Source organism: Mucilaginibacter paludis DSM 18603 (assembly GCF_000166195.2).
In the GTDB taxonomy this organism is placed as follows: Bacteria; Bacteroidota; Bacteroidia; order Sphingobacteriales; family Sphingobacteriaceae; genus Mucilaginibacter; species Mucilaginibacter paludis.
In genome coordinates this window covers 18301-39323 of sequence record NZ_CM001403.1, presented here as the reverse complement: position 1 = coordinate 39323, position 21023 = coordinate 18301, and the positions used below count along the sequence as shown (strand labels likewise).

The window sequence follows — 21023 nt, the reverse complement described above, 5'->3', positions numbered from 1 at the left end:
GCCGGAAAGCTAATTTGTTGGCCTGCTGATTTAATTGAGGTTTAATGAAAAAGTTATTTGCCATTTTATTGCTGCTTCCGTTGCTGTTTGAAATAGCCGTAGCACAGGTATTGCGTAAACCCATACCCGATAAACTGGTGGTATTATCTTTTGACGACGCAGTGCTGAGCCACGCCACCATAGTTGCGCCATTACTAAAGAAATATGGTTTTGGCGCAACCTTTTTTGTATGCGAATTTTTGAAACCTCCCTTTAGCGATAAAACGAGGTACATGAGCTGGGAGCAGATTAAACAACTCAGCCGGATGGGTTTTGAAATTGGCAATCATACTCAAAATCATAGTCACGTTAATAAATTGGATAAAGCTCATTTTATTGCCGAACTGGAATACATCGAAAACAAATGCAAAGAATACCATATCCCTAAACCGGTAAGTTTTGCCTATCCGGGATATGATACCAGTCCGAAAGCGATGGTTGTGCTTAAAGAAAAAGGATACCTGTTTGCCCGTGCCGGATGGGACAGGGCATATAACCCAACTACAGACCACCCTTACCTGATACCCGGCTTTACCACTTTGCAGAATAACTCAACCACTATTTATGATGCTTTAAAACAGGCTAAAGATGGTAAGGTGATTGTATTAACTATTCATGGCGTGCCCGATAGCGCCCATGTTTGGGTAAACACGCCTCCGGAGTTATTTGAGGGTTATCTGAAATATATGCATGATAACCACTACAAAGTAATTGCTATGCGCGATCTAAAGCGCTACATAGATGTAAACAAGGCCTTTGAACTGACACCAATTTTTAAACAATAGACTAATGAGAAACTTTCGGAAATTAACCATCGCCGGTTTATGTGCTGTGCAGTGGGGTATAGTTTTTAATGAAGCCCGGGCACAAACTGTGTTAGAAACTGGATCAAAAAAACCGATGCCCAGCGAGTGGACAGACAAGAGCACCGGCCATAAAGTGATCCGCCTGGTAAACCGTGCAGGTACAAATGCCAGTTTTTATTTTAATAACAATTGCTTTATACCCCAAATAGGCACCGAGGGCGACCTGATGGTATTTTACGGCAGTACTCCTATTGGTAACCAACTATTTTCCATCAACCTGAAAACAAAAAAAATAGAACAGTTAACAAACCATGCAGGCAAAATAGCGGGCGAGATGGTTTGCCCCAAAACGCGGTCGGCCTATTACCAAAGCGGCGATAGTGTTTTTGCCGTAAATGTGGATACCAAAAAGAACAATCTGGTATACGCATTCGAGCCATCTTTTAAAGGCCGTGCCGGTACAATTAATGCTGATGGTACTTACCTGGCTTGTGTGAAAGCAGTCGGTGATGAGGAGCGCGAAATCTATGCCAAATATCCTGAAAAGAAGGACTTTTTCCGGAGGATCTGGGAAGCGCATATAGAGCATGTTTTGTACACCGTTAACATTAAAACAAAAGAGATCAAAGAGATTCACCGCGAAAAGGAGTGGACTAACCATTTGTTGTTTTCGCCTACCGACCCTGATATTTTATCATACTGCCATGAGGGCCCCTGGGAAAAGAACGACCGGATCTGGAACATCAATATCAAAACCGGTAAAAACACATTGATGCACGTACGCACGATGGAGAACGAAATTGCCGGTCACGAATTTTTTGGCGTAAGTGGAAACCGGGAATGGTTTGATTTGCAAAAGCCAAAGGGCAAAACGTTTTACCTGGCTGCCTTTGATATGAAAACCGGTAAAGAAGACCGCATTTACCAGATGGACCGTAATGAGTGGTCGATCCATTTTAACGTATCGCGCGACGAAAAAACATTTGCCGGAGATGGAGGCGATCCTGGCCAGGTAGCTAAAGCTCCCAATGGCGAGTGGATCTATTTGTTTAAACCCGTGGGGGACAAATTTAAATCAGAAAAATTAGTGAATATGAGCCATCATAACTATCACCTTGAGCCGAATGTGCATTTTTAGCCGGATGAAAAATGGATCATTTTCCGGGCTAATTTTGAGGGCGCGGAGCAAATTTACGCTGTAGAGATAGCAAAAAAATAACTCAAGCTAATTAGAAATGTCGGCTTAATATACCTTATCGGATAAAGGATTTATGTTAAGTTAATGATTAGCATTATTTTAAGAAAATAAAGGGGCGTGGCAATTTTGGTGTGACCCCAAAAAGTTGGACAGTTTACAAAATTAAGTTTTTTGTACGAGAGCTCGGTATTCCACCGGGCTCTTTCCATTTAACCTGTTTTTTATTCTTTCATTGTTATAGTAATGAATGTATTCTTTTAACGAAGTTATAAATTCTTCCGCAGTTTCAAAGCTCTGTTTGTACAGTAATTCTGTCTTTAAGATCCCAAAGAAGCTTTCGGCCAAGGCATTATCCAAGCAGTTTCCCTTTCTGGACATGCTTTGAATAATTCCATGTTTTTCCAAAGCCTTTCTATATCCATAATGTTGATATTGCCACCCTTGGTCAGAGTGAAAAATAAGTCCCCTTATATCTTTCACTTTATCAAAAGCCTCATATAACATTTCATCTATCATCTGCATATTTGGAGATTTTGAAATACTATAAGAAATGACTTCCCCGTTGAACATGTCAATTATAGGAGATAAATAGATCTTCTCCCCTTTAATGTTCATCTGAGTGACATCCGTAGCCCATTTCTGATTAGGCAGATTTGCCTCAAAATCCCTTTCAAGTACATTAGGGGCAATTTTACCAACCTCACCTTTGTATGAGCGATAACTTACTTTCCTGATATTGCATTTTAGGCCTAATGTTCCCATCAATTTTTGGACAGTCTTGTGATTTATGCTATAACCCCGGTTCTTCATTTCGGCGGTGACCCGCCGATAACCATATCTGCCTTTATGCAAGTGGTATATACTTGCGATCTCTTCTTTTTCATGCTTGTATTTATCATCATTTAGGCGCTTGCGATGATAATAAAATACAGAACGAGCCATCTGTTTGCAATCCAATAGAATTGAAACATCATGTTCGGGCCTTAGTTCTTCGATGGCTTTTGCCCACTCATGCGTTCGCGGGCTTCTTTTTCCTTGACTAAGGCCGTGACTTTTTTTAATAGTGCGTTCTCCGCCCGCAAACGGCTATTTTCCGCCTGGAGCTTCTCTACTTCTGTTTCAGGTTCAAGCTTCTTTGATCTTCCCATGCATTTAGGTGGTCGTCCAGGATTCTTTTGCTGGTATAGTACTGCATATCCCTCAACCCGTACTGATCTTACCCAGCGCTCTAAAGCAGTCTTGCTTAATCTATATTCCAGAACAACCTGATTTAAAGGTACTTTTTTTTCTATGACAAGCCTTACAACTTCTTCTTTGAAATCAGGCGTGGGCTTGACGTTAGGTTGTTTGAGCAGCCCACTTTCGCCATAAAGATCATATTTCCGAACCCATTCCAATATCATGCCTTCACGGATATGGCGTTCGCGGGATATCCGTAGAATCGGCTTTCCCTTTCTTACTTGAGAAACTACATCAAGTTTCTCTTCAAATGTGTGCTTTGACATAAATAATAAACCCCAAAAGTTTTTGTCTAACTTTTGGGGTTCACTTCATTTTGGTTACGCCCTTTTTTTGTATTATTACTATTACAGGGCAGCACACTACAGGATGCAAAACTTTTTTTATTAATCTAAGTTTGCAATAACCAATTAACAAGCAATAAGCTTTAAACTATTATTAATTACTTTTATGGATAAAAATTTACTTATACTTCTATGCAGGAGTAGGAAGCTGTATCTGGTGTCGCTATTTACAGTGTTGTTTATCTCAAGTGCTTTTTCTCAAAACGGAAATATTACCGGTGTTGTTAAAGACGATGGAGGTGCCACTTTGCCCTCTGTATCGGTACTGATAAAAGGCACAACCATTGGAACCGTTACCGATTTAGATGGTAAATATAGCATCAAAGCCAACAAAGGAGCAGTTTTGGTATTCAAATTTCTGGGCTTTAATCCGCAAGAGATAACTGTAGGCGCCAGTCCAGTGATTAACGTCAGCATGGTATCAAGCCAAAAACAACTCAGCGAGGTTGTAGTTGTTGGATATGGTACTCAAAAGCGGGCAAATGTTACAGGCGCCACTGCTACATTAAGAAATGAAAATTTGGATGAGCGACCTATTACCCGCGTTGACCAGGCGCTTGTAGGCCAGTTAGCGGGTGTTACCGTAAAGCAAACTACAGGTGTCCCAGGCAAGGCTTTTAGCATTCAGGTGCGTGGCTCTGGCTCCATTACAGCGGGTAACGAGCCCCTTTATGTAATTGATGGGTTTCCGTTATCTAACAATTCAAGCAATACAGGTAATGGCAGTTTTGTTGGCGGCAACCCACTTGATAACATCAATCCGGCTGATATTGAAAATATACAAGTTTTGAAAGATGCCGCAGCGGCTGCTATCTATGGATCAAGGGCTTCCAACGGAGTTGTTTTGATCACTACCAAGCATGGTACCAAAGGTAAGCCTAAAATTACCTTTAATACATCTTTAGGTTATAACGAAGCAAGTAAAAAATTAAAAATGCTTAATGGTGATGAATGGATTGACCGGGCTACCGAGATGATTAATGCCGCTTATGTTACCAAATATGGTGCAGCCGGTGCTACAGCTAATGATAACGCAGCAACGCGTACCGCCATGAATGGGGGAGCCTTTAGTACCGCCTATCAACTTGATCCCCGTTGGACATTACCGGGGCATCCTGGATTAGAATATGTTGACTGGCAAAGCGCCATCGAGCGTAAGGGCTTTATGCAGACAAACGAACTTAACGTTAGTGGTGCGAGCGATGTAGCCAATTACTTTATATCCGGTAACTATACTAATCAAGACGGATTTGTGCGCGGCTTGGGCTATAAAATTTACTCCATGCGTGCAAATGTGGAAGTAAATGTGGCTAAAAATTTAAAGTTCGGCGCTAATATAGCACCAAGCTATTCTATTACCGAGGATCCTGGTGTTGAGGGTAAAGATAACATCTTTCATCAAGCCTTGAGCATGAGCCCGATACAGGAAGATTCAGTTGGCCTACTGGCTAATATTGGTAAAAATGCACAATATGCCTGGAGTAATACCACCAATAGCCCCTACGGTAAATTAATGTACAACGTGGGTGAAACCAAACGGTTTCGTACGCTGGCAACCATTTATGGCGATTATGAAATTATAAAGGGCTTAAATTTCAGAAGCTCACTTAACCTGGACAACACTGATAACAATACAAGCACATACGTGCCATACATAACTACTTTGCAGCTATCTAACCGCACTTTCAATGCTTCAACTAATACCAACCTTACGGCAAATACATCTGGAACATACGGTAGCTACAGAAGGCAAACCTTCGTAAATGAAAATACACTTACATATAACAAGGAGTTTAATAAAGTACATAGCTTAAATATATTGCTTGGACAATCGTACAACGTCGACAGGCTAGATCAAAGTTCGCTTTCTTCAGTTGGCGGCTATACAAGCGCGGTAATACAAACCTTAAACGCCGCTGCAAATGTTTCAGGTAATACAACCAGTCAGAAAAATGTGCTGGTATCGTATTTTAGCCGTGTACAATACAGCTATAAAGATAAATATTTGTTATCAGCCAGCTTACGGGATGATGGTTCATCCAAATTTGGCGAGAATGTTAAATACGGGATTTTTCCATCTGCATCGTTGGGCTGGAGAGTGATCGAAGAAAGCTTTATGAAAAAGCAATCCACTTTGAGCGACTTGAAATTTAGAGTGAGCTTTGGTGTAAATGGTAATAACAATATCGGAAATTATGCCAGCATAGCCACCATCGCTTCATCTCCCTATGTTTTAGGTACAACACAAGCTGCAGTTAATGGCCAGGCTCAAAATGTTTTAGCTAACCCAGATATACAATGGGAGAAATCGCAAACCTGGGACGGCGGTATAGACTTTGGTTTGTTTAATAACCGCTTAACCGGATCGATTGACTATTACAATAAATACAATACACAATTGTTGTTAAACGTGCCTACACTGGAAAGTACAGGTTTTTCGTATATCATTTCTAATGCGGGTGCAGTTCGCAACATCGGCGAGGAACTTGAATTAACATCACGTAACCTGATTGGTAAGTTCCAATGGAATACAACGGTTAATATAAGCCACAACACCAATAAGATTGTATCATTATATGGTAATCAGAGCCAGATCATTATTCCCTCGGCTTTAGACAATAATAATGGCCATACTATTTTACGTGTAGGCGAATCAATCAACAGTATTTATGTTGTTAGGCAAGTTGGTATATTAACTCAGGCCGATATTAACAATAAAGTTGCCCTATCAGGTTCAGAAACAGTTGGTGATCCTAAATATGAAGATTATAATCACGATGGCGTAATCGATGCAAATGACAGGCAAATAGTGGGGCATCCAAGTCCTAATTATACCTGGGGTATTACTAACTCATTTCGTTTTAAAGGATTTGATTTGAGCGTACTGGTTCAAGGCCAAAATGGGGGCTCTATTTATTCCTTATTAGGAAGGGCAATTACCCGTACAGGCCAAGGCTTTACAGACAACGCTCCCGAATTTTATGTGAATCGTTGGAAATCTGCCGATAATACAGGCGCGGGCCGGGTAAGTAAGGCTTACTCAACATTTGGTTTCCTTGGTAATACAGATTGGTTGTACTCTTCCGATTATATAAGGGTGAGGGACATTACTTTAGGCTATAATTTAAAAAATGTGATTAAGTTACCGGTTGTTCAGGGTGCGCGGATCTATGTTACCGCCGAGAACTTCTTTGGTCATGATAAATATTATGGCGGTTTAAATCCGGAAGCGCAAAATACTTCTGTTGGTTCAAATAGCGTGTATCCAGAGGCCGGGGATTACGGAGGTTTACCATTGGCTAAATCGTTGATATTCGGATTGAACTTTACATTTTAATCATCCTATTAATCAAAACAAATGAAAAAGATATTTTTTATTTCCGCCATAGCATTGTCATTTTTTATATCGTCGTGCAAAAAAGAATTGAATCAATTGCCGATTTCTCAGGCTACATTAGTGACATTTTACAAAACTCCGAGCGATTTTTACCAGGGAATGAACGCAGTTTACTCATCTTTACGTAACTATCCCGACCGACTAGATTACTTATCTGAAATACGCTCCGATAATATTTATGGTGTATCGGTAACCGTTCGCGATTGGGATCCTATCAATAATTTTGCAAGGGGAATCGCTCCAAATACCTATGTTGAGGAAGCTTGGAGTGCAGATTTTAACGGGATTTTCAAAGCGAATACGGTACTTGATCAAATAGCAACCAATGGAAGTGCTATTGGCTCAACCAGTATTGCAACAAGATATCAGGCAGAATCTAAGTTTTTAAGGGCTTTTTATTATTTTGACTTAGTTCGTTACTTTGGAAAAGTGCCGATTGTAGATCATCCGATATTGGCAACCGATGCCGTCAGCATACCACGCAGCCCTGTAGCTGACGTTTATAAGCTCATTATTTCAGATCTTCAATACGCCATAGCTAACTTGCCAGCCTCGTATACAGGCACAGATGTAGGCAGGGCAAGTAAATACGCCGCAGAAGGGTTGCTTGCACAGGTATACATGGCCAGGTCCGGTGCAACGTATGGTATTGAAGGCCCCGGTTTAGGATTAAACGAATGGAATTTAGCCATACCATTATTAAATGATATTATTAGCAGTGGTTTATTTTCATTAAATACTACGAGCTATGCCAATATCTTTTCATATGGCAATCAAAGCCCGGTGCCGACAGGGAATAGGGAGGCGGTATTTGATGTGATGTATCAAACAGGTCTGAGCGGAAGCTCTTCTATTTACGGTGCTGACTTTCCATGGCAGCTAACACCTAACGGATATTTCCTTTCTATTAAGGATAGCAAATCAAATGGGAGTTTGGAAATTATACCGGTATCTAATGATTTAGTGAACGATTATGCAACCGGCGATACCCGTAAAGCTGCCACTATCTATACAGCGGGTTACACGCAGGCTGGTAGCACAGAAAATCGTCCTTTCTTTAGAAAGTGGTTGGATTTTACCAAAATACCAACTACCAGCCGTTTCGATTGGGGAATTAATTACATTGCTATCCGCTACACCGATATCTTGCTGTTAAAAGCCGAATGCGTTTTACATGGAGCTACCGGTTCGCAAGCTACGGATGTAGATGCCGTTGTGAACGCCGTAAGGGCCAGAGCCGGTTTAACAACTCCATTGGTAGGTGTAACTTTTGACCAATTGTTAGACGAACGCAGAAAAGAATTTGCCAACGAAGGCTTACGCTGGTTTGATTTACAACGAAGCGGCAAATTGGTTGATATTATGAATGCCTGGAGGACTAAGGAAGATGCTCAAAATAAAATTAACCCTATTACAGCAAATTACGTAATCTACCCGGTACCACAATCGCAATTAGACGCGGCACCTGGTTTATATATTCAAAGCCCTGGATATTAGGCGATCAGTATATTATGGCATAAAAAAGCAGCCGCATCGTAAAGAACGGCTGCTTTTCTTATGGCGAACGCCCAACTTGAATATTGCAAACGCTTAAGGAACCAGATAAGCTTAGGAGCCAACCGGGCTTGATTACAAATTACCCCGCATAAATTGGGAAAGCTTTATCAATGGTTATCACATAACCCAAGCCACCTTTAATAGTGGTATGTACTACCCGCTTATGGCATTAATAATATCGTACTGTGTAATAATTTCAATAGCTCCCTTGTCATCCTCAACTAAAACGGCGCTGTTTTCTTTGTTGATCAGCGAAGAGATTTTATTGATGCCCGTATTTAAATCAACAAAAGGGAAGGGGGCAGTAGCGATGCTTTTTAAAGGTTGCGAGCGTAAGGAAGGATTATCCAATAGGGCATCTAAAATATCGCTTTCGGTAATTTTGCCTATTACCATTCCTTTTTGCGTTACGGGGATCTGCGATATATTGAGGGATTTGATGGTGTTGATGGCTTCGAGAATTGTTTTTTCGCAATCGATAGTTACGATCTCCTGTTTTTCTTTCTTGGCGATGATGCTACGGGCGGTTAGTTTCTCGTCGGCCAAAAAGCCGCGTTCGCGTAGCCAGTCTTCATTAAACATTTTGCCTACATAACGTGAACCATGATCGGGGAAGATGATGACTACCACATCGCCCTCTTTAAAAAGGTGTTTCATTTGCAGCGTACCTGCCACAGCCGATCCCGAAGAGTTACCTGCAAATATCCCTTCCTTTAAAGTTATTTCGCGCGTCATCAGCGCGGCATCTTTATCGGTTACTTTTTCAAAATGGTCTATCAGGCTAAAATCAACATTTTGTGGCAAAAAGTCTTCGCCAATACCTTCGGTGATGTAAGGATAAATTTCGTTTTTATCAAAAATGCCGGTTTCCTTATATTTTTTAAACACAGAGCCATAGGTATCAATCCCTAAGATCTGGATGGCCGGATTTTTCTCTTTCAAATATTTTGCCGTTCCGGATATCGTTCCTCCTGTGCCAACACCCGCCACCAGGTGTGTTATTTTACCCTCGGTTTGTTCCCAAATTTCGGGACCGGTTTGTTCGTAATGAGCCTGCGAATTAGAGAGATTATCGTATTGGTTAGGCTTCCATGAATTTGGCGTTTCGCGCACCAGGCGCGATGAAACCGAGTAGTAGGAGCGGGCGTCTTCCGGGTCAACATTGGTAGGGCAAACAATTACTTCCGCCCCGAAAGCACGCAATGCATCAACCTTTTCTTTTGATTGCTTATCCGTAGTAGTAAAAATACACTTATACCCTTTAATTATTGCAGCCATCGCCAGCCCCATGCCCGTATTGCCCGATGTACCCTCAATAATAGTTCCACCAGGCTTGAGTAAGCCGCTTTTTTCCGCGTCGGCAATCATTTTGAGTGCCATGCGATCCTTAATAGAGTTACCCGGATTGGTAGTTTCAATCTTGGCTAAAACCGTCGCCGGGATATCTTTAGTGATTTTGTTTAGTTTTACCAAAGGCGTATTGCCTACGGTTTCTAATATATTGTTATGCCACATGGTATTTAGTTGATAAAGTTGATGGTTTTAGTAGTATATATCCAAACTTACAAACAAAAGTAAGTTTATAGATGATATAATTGAAAAAAGATTGGTTGAAACTTAAAGGGCCAGGTTATGTGCCCAGCGCTTCAGGTTAATTTTATTTAGTATCAAACAATATTGTAAGGAGCGGATTTTTGATAAACGAGCTGACTGTCCGTTACCGATTCATATTAAAGAATAAATTCCGCCTCTTAGTGCTGATACCGAAGTGCGAAACCCCTACTGTAATAAAACTATAGAATTTCGCTGTCTAAGCCTGGTGCCAATTTAAATATGGAACAATTAGCAAAGGCAAATGGTGATAGGCGCGTTTGGTTTCGGTTGTGTCTGACAGAAAACGCTCCAGCACATTATGTTTCTGGTTAACAATGGTAAAAAACTTAATAGAAGCAGTTTTGGTAATTGTCTCGAGGTCTTTTTTGCGGTTGTTGCCCTTTACATTCCTTAAAAAAAGTTTATTGTATCCCAGGCGCGCGGCCACCGCATCTGATAGTAAGCTTTGTGCGTAGCCGTCTTCCATATCGGGAATACCGCTCGCAGAAACGTGTGTTACAAATATTTTGGAGTTAAAGGCTTTTAAAAATTTAATCACCTCGATATCACAATAGCGTAAATCAGTTAAATAGGCTGAGCTATCGAGCGAGCTAAAGCTCGTATTGTCGGGTATTACAAAAACCGGGCAATTTGCTTTGTTAACCATTTGCATCAGGTCGGACGTTTTGAGGTCAAGCAAATCCCTTATGCCTGTTACAATCATCGTAACCTGGTTATCTACCACTACTTTTTTAACCTTGTCGTCATTAAAGTCGGTTTTGGTAAGGCAATTAATTTGTGGCATGTGTTCTGCGCGATTGGAACGGTATTGCCGCTCATAACTCAGTTTATCAGTTAATGCTTCAACTGATAAAACAGGCTCCTGCTGCCATTGTGTATCATCGTTCCCGGCAAATACCAAAGTTTTGGCCATTGGTAGCTCAAATGTATTGCATAATAGTAAATTAGAGCCACTTTGTTGTGCAACTTTAAGCGCCAGCCGGGCTATCCGTTCTGCCCCGGCAGAAGGGTTGATGAGTACAAGAATGTTTTTCATTGATAGTATAGAGATTGTACAACCAGCCAGCCCACCTGATTGTTTGTCCATTTCTTTAGTTTTTGGGTCGTATTTTTGTTACAATAGCATTTCTCAAGTTGATTTGATATGAGGTAAATACCGATCGTATTTAAATTGAGCTTGTTACAACTCATAGGCATAGTATGTTAAACTTCAGTAAAAATTTTACCTTTGCAATCCGTTTTTATTTAAAACTGATATAATAAACTACATGGTTAAATTCAACCGTTTCACGCTGAATAACGGCCTCCGGGTAATTGTTCACGAAGACAAAACTACACCTATGGCAGTACTCAATGTATTGTATGACGTAGGTGCACGCGACGAAGATCCCGATCAAACTGGTTTTGCACACCTATTTGAGCATTTAATGTTTGGTGGATCGGTTAATATCCCCAGTTATGATGAGCCCCTGCAACGCGTAGGTGGCGAGAATAACGCCTTTACCAGTAACGATATTACCAACTATTATATCACCCTGCCTTCCGCTAACATCGAAACCGCATTTTGGCTGGAGAGCGACCGCATGCTAAGCCTTGCCTTTAGCGAGAAAAGTTTAGAAGTGCAGCGCAACGTGGTTATGGAGGAGTTTAAGCAGCGATACCTCAATCAGCCTTATGGCGACGTTTGGCTAAAATTGCGTCCGCTGGTTTATAAAAAACATCCCTACCGTTGGGCAACTATTGGTAAGGAATTATCACACATCGAAGATGCGAAGATTGAGGATGTAAAAGCATTCTTCAAAAAACATTACAATCCGCAAAATGCCATCATGGTAGTAGGAGGGGACGTAGATATCGAACAGGTAAAGCAGCTTGCCGAAAAATGGTTTGGCTCTATCCCCGCGGGCGAAAAATACAATCGCGATTTGCCCCAGGAGCCCGTTCAAAAAGATGAGCGCCGGGAAACAACCACAGCTAAAGTGCCGCTTGATGCCTTATATATCGCTTTCCAGATGAAGGGCCGCAAGGATAATTCATACTACGCTACAGACTTGATATCTGATATCCTTTCGCGCGGAAACTCATCCCGGTTGTATCGTAATTTGTTAAAGGATAAACAGCTATTTAGCGAAATACATGCCTACATGACTGGAAGCCTGGATACGGGTATGTTTGTGATTGACGGAAAACCTTTGCCCGGTGTAAGTATGGAAGCCGCGGAAGCGGCCATTTGGGAAGAGTTGGAAGCGCTTAAAAACAACTTGTTGCCGGTTGACGAGCTCACTAAGGTGAAGAACAAAGCAGAATCAACCATGGTATTTTCAGAAATGTCTTTATTAGACAAGGCCATGAACCTGGCTTATTTTGAGTTGCTCGGCGATGCCGAATTGTTAAACGGTGAAGCCGAACGTTATCTTGCCATTACTGCGGAACAGATACAGCAGCAAGCCCAAGCTCTATTTCAAAAAGACAATTCATCAACGCTTGTATATTTAGCCCAATAGCATGTTAGACAGAACTTTGACGCCTCAATTTAAGGCGATTGACCATATTAATTTAATTACACCGGGTTTTATTGAATTGGATAACGGTTGCAATCTATATTGGTTTAATTCGGGCGAGCAAAAGCTGGTACGTATTGAATGGATATTTAGCAACTTGCGCTTTAATCCCGAAAAACCATTGCTCAACGTAGCGGTGAATACCATGCTTACCGAAGGTACCGATACGTTATCGACAGCACAAATTGCCGACGCGGTTGATTATTACGGTGCATTTTTACAGGTTGACTACGGTTTTGACCATTCGCAGGTAAGTTTATATTGCTTAAACAAACACCTGCAACATACCCTGCCGGTTATTAAGGATATATTAACCAATTCAGTTTTTCCTGAAAAGGAACTAAATACTTTTATCCGTAACCAGCAGCAGAAATTACAGGTTAGCTTGCAGAAAAACGATTTTGTGGCCAGGCGCGGCTTTAACCGTTCCGTGTATGGTAATACGTCATACGGCATTAGTCCGGACGCTGCCGACTACGAAAACCTTCGCCGCGAAGACTTATTGGCTCATTTTAAACAAATGTACCAACCCAATAACTGCACCCTAATTGTGTCAGGCAAAGTTGACGATAACACGCTGAAGGCTATAACACATTCTTTTGATAAAGATTGGGCCAACACCGGCCAGGCGGCTGATACCACCCAGCCAGTTGCCGATCCGTCAGGCGAGTTGTTTAATTATATTGAAAAACCAGACGCGCTACAATCGGCCATCCGTATAGGCACCACTACCATTAACCGAAACCATCCTGATTTTCCGGCCTTGCAGGTATTAAATACTGTTTTAGGTGGGTACTTCGGTTCGCGCCTGATGGCCAATATCCGCGAGGATAAAGGTTATACCTATGGCATAGGTTCGGGCATTTCGTCCATGAAAAACAGCGGAGCCATATTTATAGCTACCGAGGTTGGCGCCGAGTTTACCAACGCCACCATGAACGAGATTGAAAAGGAGATTAACATCCTGAAAACAGAACTGATTAGTCCGGAAGAGCTTTCATTGGTGAAAAATTACATGCTGGGCTCGTTATTAGGTAGTTTGGAAAATGTTTTTTCGCATGCCGATAAATTTAAGAATGTTTATTTCTCTGGCCTGGATTTTGAATATTACGACCGGTATACCGATGTAGTGCGCAATATTACATCTGATGAAATATTAAAACTGGCCAATCAGTATCTTGATTTTGATCAGTTTTACAAAGTAATTGTAGGGAAGTATAATTCTTGAGTCCTGAGCCGTGAGTGTTGAGCCTTAACTCAAGACTCACGGCTAAAGCCTCAATACCAGTCTATCAAGGATTTAGCGTAGCAGGTTTTCTTTTTTCAGGCGGAAGGGCCTGGTACTTTTTGTAGCAATCGTTAAGATAGATCGTTAAATTGAAAGTGGGCGCTTTAAAGGTTTTAATGTCAGGCCGGTACATGGCTATAAAATCTTTTAACTCTTGTCCCCGTAAGGGTATAGTTTTGGCAACGTTTTTTTCGCTAAAGGCATCTTCTATTTCCTGGTCGGCAATTTCCTCGTCGCTTAATTGTTTGCTTCGCAGTGCCTTTTTATCTTTCCCATACCCAAAACGAATGGCTATTCCACCCTTATAGGCCCCGTTTGCGTCGCGTTGGTAGGTAACTGTATTGCCTTTTAAGTTGGCGTCTTTTAAACTCCCTGTTTTAATATCAGGTGCAGTTACGTTAACCTGTTTTAAGGTTTTGCCTTCGGGTGTCATGTATATTTCAAGACGGTTTTTGTTGATAATCACTAACGTATCGGCCTGGTAAGCATAACCCTTAAATGCCAACAGATCGCCAGCCTTAGCATTTATGTAAAATAATCCTGCGGTATCGGTTATCGTAAATTGTTTGGTATTTAAGTTGGTGACCCTGATAGACTGTAGATGTATATGCGTGCCATATTCGTAAACCCGGCCTTGTAACGTAGTTTGAGCTTTTGCTTCGCAGCAAACCATTATTAAGAATAAAAAACGCACTATAGATACGTACCGATACATTGATCTTTTATTGGTTTAAATAATAAACTTTATTATGGCCGAAATGTTGTTGGCACCTAAAATAAAATGGAAACCTTATATGCTCAATTGTGCCCCGGGCTAACAAAAAAAGAGAGACAGCTTTTGGCTATCCCTCTTTTTATAACTGACCTCATTATTTATCATAAAGAACGAGTGGTTTAAATTGATAAATTAACAATTAAGCAAATATAAAATCTATAGGGTTAGCAGACTAATATTTTAACGTGTTTTTAACACATCTTTTTTCCACATTGTCAAGATAATCAATATGTTAATAAGCTGGCTAAATATATTTGAATGGTTTGTTGCATCAATGTTTATATTTTATATGGCTATGTCCGCCCCTTGTAAAATTTAATGTTTAAATTTCATCGAAAGGCCATATCACAAGTTTAGCCGAAAGGCTAATATAAATTTGATGGTACTTGGCTTTTTACCACCACATTCTCACAATAATTTTCATCTTTGCGGTATTTAATTAAAGGCAATTATGTTATTTGAGCAGATAAAGAGTGATACCTTCTTCATTTTGGGCCCCTGTGTAATGGAAAATCAGGATCTTTTATTTACCGTTGCTGAGCGGGTTGCGGCTCTTGGGCAGAAATACAAAGTGCCTGTAGTTTTTAAATCGTCCTTTGATAAAGCCAATCGTACATCAATACATTCATACCGCGGGCCGGGTATAGAAAAAGGTATGGAGATGCTCAATCATGTAAAAGAGCGCTTCGGGCTATCTTTAACTACCGATATCCACGAGCCTTACCAGGCGGCCATCGCTGCCGAAGTGGTGGATATTTTACAGATACCTGCCTTTTTATGCCGGCAGACCGATTTGCTGGTAGCTGCTGCTAAAACCGGTAAAATAGTAAATGTAAAAAAGGCGCAGTTTTTATCCGGTCAGGATATGTTTTACCCTGCGCAAAAGGTAATTGAAGCGGGTAATAACCAAATTATACTAACGGAACGGGGTAACATGTATGGCTATAATAACCTGGCTGTTGATTTTAGAAATGTTTATGATATGAAGCAGTTTGGCCATCCCGTTTGTATGGATTGCACCCACTCTGTACAGCGGCCCGGTGGGGCAGGGGGTAAAACCGGTGGCGACCGCAATTTTGTGCCGATGATGGCGCTGGCCGCAAAAGCTTTTGGAGCAGATGGCTATTTTATCGAGACACACCCGGATCCGGATAATGCATTAAGCGACGGCCCTAACATGGTAAAATTACACCAACTGGAAGCTGTTATTGAACCATTGATTAGATAGGCACGGGGATGAAAGATATTGCCAGAAGGGTTTTTGATGTAGAGATCGAATCCTTGCAACAGGTAGCGGAAATGATTGATGACAGCTTCAGCAACGTAATAGAAGCGATATTGGCCAGTAGAGGTAAAACTGTGGTAACAGGCATAGGTAAATCTGGCCTAATTGGTAAAAAAATATCAGCAACCCTATCAAGTACAGGTACTTCGAGTTTTTTTTTACACCCCGGTGAGGCTTTTCATGGTGATCTGGGTATGGTTGGTGCCGACGATATCGTCATTCTAATATCTTACTCGGGCGAAACCGACGAAATACTTAAAATTATTCCTTACCTTAAATGGAACGGTAATGTTTTAATCGGGATAACTGGTCAACCCAATTCTACCATTGCTAAAAACTGCAACTATCATTTAAACATCGCCATAAAACACGAAGCTTGCCCCTTAAAACTGGCGCCAACATCGTCAACCACGGCTGCACTGGTAATGGGCGATGCTATAGCCGTAGCGCTGATGGAGGTTCGTGGCTTCCAGCCAGCCGATTTTGCACGTTTCCATCCAGGCGGTAGCCTTGGTCGTAAATTATTGATCAGGGTGAGTAGTTTGATGCGCACGGATAATCTACCCTACATCAGCTCAAAAGCAAGCTTTACCGAACTGGTATTGAAAATGTCGGAAGGTAGGCTTGGTATGGTAATTATAGGTGAACCGGATAAACTGGAGGGCGTGGTTACCGATGGCGACCTTAGGCGTGCTCTGGTAACCAATGCAGATACCACACAACTGCACATTCGGGATATGATGACCAGGAACCCGGTAGTTGTTGATTCGGAAGAGCACGTTAGCCAGGTTGAGCAACTGATGATGGAACGCAAAATAGCTACTGTGCTTGTAGGTTCGTCCGCAGAGCATCGGGTAGTTGGCGTCTATCAAATATATAGTGTTTAATCTGCAAACTAAATTTCAAAATCAGGGTTATTTTAAACAGCCATAAAAAATGCATCGGATGCGTTTTTGTTTGATGCCTCATACAGCATTGGAAATTTAGAAATACATATTAACAAATTGGATATATTTGCACAGTATTTTGAGGCGCTATCTATAAAAATGTTTAACAGGTCGGAAAAAATAAAAATTGCTATTGTGGGTTTGGGTTACGTGGGGCTGCCTCTGGCTGTTGAGTTTGCGAATCAATACGCGGTAACGGGTTTTGATCTCAAAAAACGACGTGTTAACGAAATTAACAACGGTATTGATAGTACGCTTGAGGTTGATAACGATAAGCTAAAGGCCGTTTTAACATTAGATAATGCTGTAAAAGGTTTAAAATGCTCTGCTGATGTTGACGATATAGCCGGTAGCAACGTCTATATCATTGTAGTACCTACTCCAACAGATAATCACAACCGGCCCGACCTGAGTCTGATTATTAAAGCTACAGAGGCAGTAGGAGGCTTGTTAAAAACAGGTGATGTGGTAATTTACGAATCCACCGTGTTTCCGGGCTGTACCGAAGAGATATGTGTGCCTATATTAGAAAAAACTTCGGGATTAAAATTTAACCATGGATTTTTTGCCGGATACTCACCCGAGCGTATTAATCCCGGCGACAAAGTTCACCAGTTAACCAATATTTTAAAAGTCACATCAGGCTCAACGCCCGAAGCGGCCGAATTTATTGATAATTTATACCGCACAATTATTACTGCCGGAACACACAAAGCACCAAGTATCAAAGTGGCCGAAGCTTGTAAGGTTATTGAAAACTCGCAGCGAGATATCAACATTGCGTTTGTAAACGAGCTTGCCAAAATATTTAACCTGATGGGAATTGATAGCCATGATGTTTTGGCTGCGGCAGGTACCAAATGGAACTTTTTAAACTTTAAACCCGGTTTAGTAGGTGGCCACTGCACCGGTGTTGATCCATATTACCTGGCGCAAAAAGCACAGGAGTTGGGTTATCATCCCGAAATTATTTTGGCAGGCCGTCGTCTAAATGATGGTATGGGTAAATATGTTGCCCTGGAGGTGATCAAACTCATGATCAGGAACGACATCGCCGTAAAAAATGCTCATATTTTAGTGCTGGGTTTTACTTTTAAAGAGAACTGTACCGATGTACGCAATACCCGCGTTATAGATATTATTAATGTGTTGACAGATTTTGAAGCCCGCTATGATGTGTACGATCCTTGGGCAAGCCCACAGGAAGTGGAATTGGAATATGGCATTAGTACCATTGACCGTTTTGAGCAGGTGGGCAGAAATTACGATGCCATTATTTTAGCGGTTTCGCACGATGAGTTTAAGAAATTGAATTTCAATGAATTAAAAAAGGAAGAAAAATCTGTTATTTATGATATCAAAGGTATTTTAGACGCTGGAGTTGCAAATGGGAGGTTGTAAATTTGGCAGCTTGAGTATATTTTTATTAATTGAACTTATTATAACAAAATAAAATTGAGAGCAATTCTCATAAAAAATAAACAATGAAATATTTTTTTCGGTTACTGTTACTAATTGTCATTCTGTTAAATGTTGGCAATGTGAGTGGGGTATTGGCCCAGGAGTCAAACGCGGCAAATTTAAAATCTGATAACTTGTCTGACAGCCAGGTGCGCGATATGATGAAAAGAGCGGAGGCTTCAGGGTTAAGTGATGATCAATTGCGAAGTGCTGCCATTGCAAGGGGCTTGTCAGAGGATGAGGCCAACAAATTGCAAACCCGTATCACCGCCATCAGAGCTGCCGACAGTGGCAACGGAAATTCAGCAACTATAGATACTGGCAAAAATACAGTGGGAGACCGTAAGGTTACCTACGGTTCGGATGGTCGACAAAATGGAGTTGCACCCAAACCAACAGCGGGGATACCCGTATTTGGATCGGAATTATTTAGCAATAGTAATTTAACGTTTGAGCCAAGCCTGCGTATTGCTACACCTCAAAATTATGTTTTAGGGCCAGACGACCAGGTTATTATTAATGTGTATGGCAACTCACAAGTTGATTGGAATTTGAAAATTTCTCCCGACGGCAATATCCAGATCCCCGGAATAGGCTTGGTTAACGTAGGTGGCAAAACTATTGAACAGGCTACTGGCATTATTAAGTCCAAGTTAGCCCAAAACAGGTATGCCGTGGGGCATGGTACCAGCGTTTCTGTAAGCTTAGGGAATATCCGCAGCATTAAGGTTATTATGGTTGGCCAGTTGGTTAAGCCGGCAAGTTATACCTTATCATCGTTATCAACTGTTTTTAACGCGCTTTACGCAGCAGGTGGCCCCAATGATAATGGGTCGTACAGGCAGATACAGGTGATTAGAAATAACAAGATGATCAAAACACTTGATACATACGATTTTTTATTAAAGGGTAGCCAAAAAGACAACATCTTTTTAAAGGACGGTGATATTATAAACGTACCCACTTACAAAGTAAGGGTAACCTTAAACGGACAGGTAAAAAAGGTGGCAAAATATGAAGTATTGCCCGGAGAGACTTTCCAGGATGTGGTGAACTTTAGTGGCGGCTTCAGCGACCAGGCTTATACAGCTACCGTTAAAGTGTTACAGTTAACCGATAAAGAACGCCGTGTTACCGATATTAACAATGCCGATTTTAATACTTATATACCCCGTAGAGGTGATATTTATATTATAGACGAGATTTTGGAACGGTATGAAAATCGCGTAACAATTAAGGGGGCTTTATTCAGGCCAGGTCAGTTTCAATTAGATAATGGATTAACCTTATCAAGATTAATTGAGAAAGCGGGCGGTTTAAAAGAAGATGCTTTTACCGGTCGTGGATATATTACGCGGTTAAAACCCGACAACACCACCGAGCTTATTCCGTTCGATGTAAAAGGAGTTTTAAACAAAACTAAAACAGATATTTTATTGCAACGGGAAGATATCGTTAATATATCTTCCATTTTTGATCTTCGTGATAACTATACTGTAACCATTAATGGTGAAGTAAGAAAAGGCGGCATATTTGCTTATGCCGATAGCATGTCTGTGGAGGATCTGGTTATACAAGCAGGTGGGTTCACAGAAAGTGCCAGCCCCAAGCGAATAGAGGTTGCCCGTAGAATAAATTACAGCGATCCAAACGAAAAAAACTCACCCATCGCCAGTGTATCTATTATCAATGTAGATGAAAATTTTAAACTTAACAGTAAGCCATTTGTGCTTCATCCCTTTGATGTTGTTTCAATTTATAGTTTGCCAGGATACCAAAAGCAAAAAACCGTTAAAGTAGAAGGTGAAGTATTATATCCGGGTAGCTATACCATCAGCTCAAAAAATGAAAAAATATCCGACTTGCTAAAAAGGGCGGGTGGCTTAACGGCATCAGCCGATGTTGAAGGCGGAACCTTGAAGCGGACAAACCAGTTAGGGATTGATGCTGAAAAAGGCAAAATTGATGCCAATGAATTACAGCAAGAAAAAGTTCAAAGATTACAGCATCTGCAAAAAACCTTCAGAGACTCTCTTACGGATGTAAACGAGCAGCTTCGTAACGATTTTGTCGGTATCGACCTGAAAAGAATATTGAATAACCCCGGCACAAAGATCGACTTGATACTTGAAGAAGGAGATGTAGTGCGTATTCCAAAAGAGCAGCAAATTGTTAAGATTGACGGCGAAGTATTATTCCCAAGCGCAGTGGTTTATAACAAAAGTAAAACTTTTGCCGACTATGTAGACAATGCTGGGGGCTTTTCACCCGGCGCGTTAAGACACAGGTCTTATGTGGTTTATCCTAACGGGACAGTAAAAGGAACGAAGAAATTTTTATTCTTTAACAGCTACCCGAACGTTAAAGCCGGTAGCGAAATCGTTGTTCCTAAGAAACCTGTCAGAAGAGGCTTGTCAACCGCTGAATCGATTGGTTTACTGGGTAGCTTGGCATCGCTGGGGGCTATTATTATAGCTGTACTTAACATTACTAAAAATTAATTTAATTTTTT

The 21023-nt window shown here is 41.1% G+C and carries 15 protein-coding genes; 10 read left to right on the top strand and 5 right to left on the bottom strand.

Going from position 1 to position 21023, the window contains the following annotated elements; translation table 11 throughout:
* Positions 1-44: 44 nt before the first annotated feature.
* Both MUCPA_RS00165 and MUCPA_RS00160 read left to right on the top strand, forming a co-directional pair.
* Positions 45-824, top strand: a complete 780-nt coding sequence (locus MUCPA_RS00165; RefSeq protein WP_008503762.1) for a polysaccharide deacetylase family protein — start codon at positions 45-47, stop codon at positions 822-824.
* A gap of 4 nt (positions 825-828) precedes the next feature.
* Positions 829-1983 carry an oligogalacturonate lyase family protein gene (locus MUCPA_RS00160; protein WP_008503760.1) on the top strand — a complete coding sequence of 385 codons (1155 nt, stop codon included), beginning with the start codon at positions 829-831 and terminating at the stop codon, positions 1981-1983.
* A gap of 222 nt (positions 1984-2205) precedes the next feature.
* Here the strand turns inward: MUCPA_RS00160 and MUCPA_RS00155 are convergent, their stop codons facing one another.
* Both MUCPA_RS00155 and MUCPA_RS00150 read right to left on the bottom strand, forming a co-directional pair.
* Entirely contained in the window at positions 2206-3105 is a 900-nt protein-coding gene (locus tag MUCPA_RS00155; RefSeq protein ID WP_157544057.1) for an IS3 family transposase, read from the bottom strand.
* Entirely contained in the window at positions 3027-3548 is a 522-nt protein-coding gene (locus tag MUCPA_RS00150; RefSeq protein ID WP_008503751.1) for a helix-turn-helix domain-containing protein, read from the bottom strand. Before MUCPA_RS00150 ends, MUCPA_RS00155 begins: the two co-directional genes overlap by 79 nt.
* 184 nt (positions 3549-3732) lie before the next feature.
* On the opposite strand from MUCPA_RS00150, the gene MUCPA_RS00145 reads away from it, so the two are divergent.
* Both MUCPA_RS00145 and MUCPA_RS00140 read left to right on the top strand, forming a co-directional pair.
* Positions 3733-6963 (top strand): SusC/RagA family TonB-linked outer membrane protein, encoded by a 3231-nt coding sequence (locus MUCPA_RS00145; RefSeq protein ID WP_008503743.1) that lies wholly within the window; start codon positions 3733-3735, stop codon positions 6961-6963.
* Between the two features lie 21 nt (positions 6964-6984).
* Positions 6985-8520, top strand: coding sequence for a RagB/SusD family nutrient uptake outer membrane protein (locus MUCPA_RS00140; RefSeq protein WP_008503742.1), 1536 nt, complete (start codon positions 6985-6987; stop codon positions 8518-8520).
* A 213-nt stretch (positions 8521-8733) separates the two neighbouring features.
* Here MUCPA_RS00140 and MUCPA_RS00135 read toward each other — a convergent pair whose 3' ends face one another.
* Positions 8734-10095, bottom strand: a complete 1362-nt coding sequence (locus MUCPA_RS00135; protein WP_008503741.1) for a pyridoxal-phosphate dependent enzyme — start codon at positions 10093-10095, stop codon at positions 8734-8736.
* Between the two features lie 295 nt (positions 10096-10390).
* The gene (locus MUCPA_RS00130) at positions 10391-11230 is read right to left on the bottom strand and encodes a universal stress protein (protein ID WP_040625556.1); all 840 of its coding nucleotides are present in this window, start codon (positions 11228-11230) and stop codon (positions 10391-10393) included.
* Positions 11231-11462: 232 nt separating this feature from the next.
* Between MUCPA_RS00130 and MUCPA_RS00125 the strand changes: the two genes are divergently transcribed.
* Positions 11463-12698, top strand: coding sequence for a M16 family metallopeptidase (locus MUCPA_RS00125; protein WP_008503738.1), 1236 nt, complete (start codon positions 11463-11465; stop codon positions 12696-12698).
* 1 nt (position 12699) lies between these two features.
* A complete protein-coding gene (locus tag MUCPA_RS00120; RefSeq protein WP_008503737.1) occupies positions 12700-13983 on the top strand; it encodes a M16 family metallopeptidase in 1284 nt (427 codons plus the stop codon).
* Positions 13984-14047: 64 nt separating this feature from the next.
* Here the strand turns inward: MUCPA_RS00120 and MUCPA_RS00115 are convergent, their stop codons facing one another.
* Positions 14048-14758, bottom strand: coding sequence for a hypothetical protein (locus MUCPA_RS00115; protein ID WP_008503736.1), 711 nt, complete (start codon positions 14756-14758; stop codon positions 14048-14050).
* Between the two features lie 511 nt (positions 14759-15269).
* On the opposite strand from MUCPA_RS00115, the gene kdsA reads away from it, so the two are divergent.
* The 4 genes from kdsA (at position 15270) to MUCPA_RS00095 (ending at position 21012) form a co-directional block, all read left to right on the top strand.
* Positions 15270-16046, top strand: coding sequence for a 3-deoxy-8-phosphooctulonate synthase (gene kdsA / locus MUCPA_RS00110; RefSeq protein WP_008503735.1), 777 nt, complete (start codon positions 15270-15272; stop codon positions 16044-16046).
* Between the two features lie 8 nt (positions 16047-16054).
* Entirely contained in the window at positions 16055-16990 is a 936-nt protein-coding gene (locus tag MUCPA_RS00105; RefSeq protein WP_008503734.1) for a KpsF/GutQ family sugar-phosphate isomerase, read from the top strand.
* Positions 16991-17149: 159 nt separating this feature from the next.
* Positions 17150-18451, top strand: a complete 1302-nt coding sequence (locus MUCPA_RS00100; RefSeq protein ID WP_040626880.1) for a nucleotide sugar dehydrogenase — start codon at positions 17150-17152, stop codon at positions 18449-18451.
* Positions 18452-18534: 83 nt separating this feature from the next.
* On the top strand, positions 18535-21012 hold the full coding sequence (locus MUCPA_RS00095) for an SLBB domain-containing protein (RefSeq protein ID WP_008503732.1): 2478 nt from the start codon (positions 18535-18537) through the stop codon (positions 21010-21012).
* The last annotated feature ends 11 nt before the right edge of the window (positions 21013-21023 follow it).

Coding starts and splice junctions, on each gene's coding strand:
- MUCPA_RS00165 (WP_008503762.1), top strand. CDS start 45: ATGAAAAAGTTATTTGCCATTTTATTGCTGCTTCCGTTGCTGTTTGAA.
- MUCPA_RS00160 (WP_008503760.1), top strand. CDS start 829: ATGAGAAACTTTCGGAAATTAACCATCGCCGGTTTATGTGCTGTGCAG.
- MUCPA_RS00150 (WP_008503751.1), bottom strand. CDS start 3,548: ATGTCAAAGCACACATTTGAAGAGAAACTTGATGTAGTTTCTCAAGTA.
- MUCPA_RS00145 (WP_008503743.1), top strand. CDS start 3,733: ATGGATAAAAATTTACTTATACTTCTATGCAGGAGTAGGAAGCTGTAT.
- MUCPA_RS00140 (WP_008503742.1), top strand. CDS start 6,985: ATGAAAAAGATATTTTTTATTTCCGCCATAGCATTGTCATTTTTTATA.
- MUCPA_RS00135 (WP_008503741.1), bottom strand. CDS start 10,095: ATGTGGCATAACAATATATTAGAAACCGTAGGCAATACGCCTTTGGTA.
- MUCPA_RS00130 (WP_040625556.1), bottom strand. CDS start 11,230: ATGAAAAACATTCTTGTACTCATCAACCCTTCTGCCGGGGCAGAACGG.
- MUCPA_RS00125 (WP_008503738.1), top strand. CDS start 11,463: ATGGTTAAATTCAACCGTTTCACGCTGAATAACGGCCTCCGGGTAATT.
- MUCPA_RS00120 (WP_008503737.1), top strand. CDS start 12,700: ATGTTAGACAGAACTTTGACGCCTCAATTTAAGGCGATTGACCATATT.
- MUCPA_RS00115 (WP_008503736.1), bottom strand. CDS start 14,758: ATGTATCGGTACGTATCTATAGTGCGTTTTTTATTCTTAATAATGGTT.
- kdsA (WP_008503735.1), top strand. CDS start 15,270: ATGTTATTTGAGCAGATAAAGAGTGATACCTTCTTCATTTTGGGCCCC.
- MUCPA_RS00105 (WP_008503734.1), top strand. CDS start 16,055: ATGAAAGATATTGCCAGAAGGGTTTTTGATGTAGAGATCGAATCCTTG.
- MUCPA_RS00100 (WP_040626880.1), top strand. CDS start 17,150: ATGTTTAACAGGTCGGAAAAAATAAAAATTGCTATTGTGGGTTTGGGT.
- MUCPA_RS00095 (WP_008503732.1), top strand. CDS start 18,535: ATGAAATATTTTTTTCGGTTACTGTTACTAATTGTCATTCTGTTAAAT.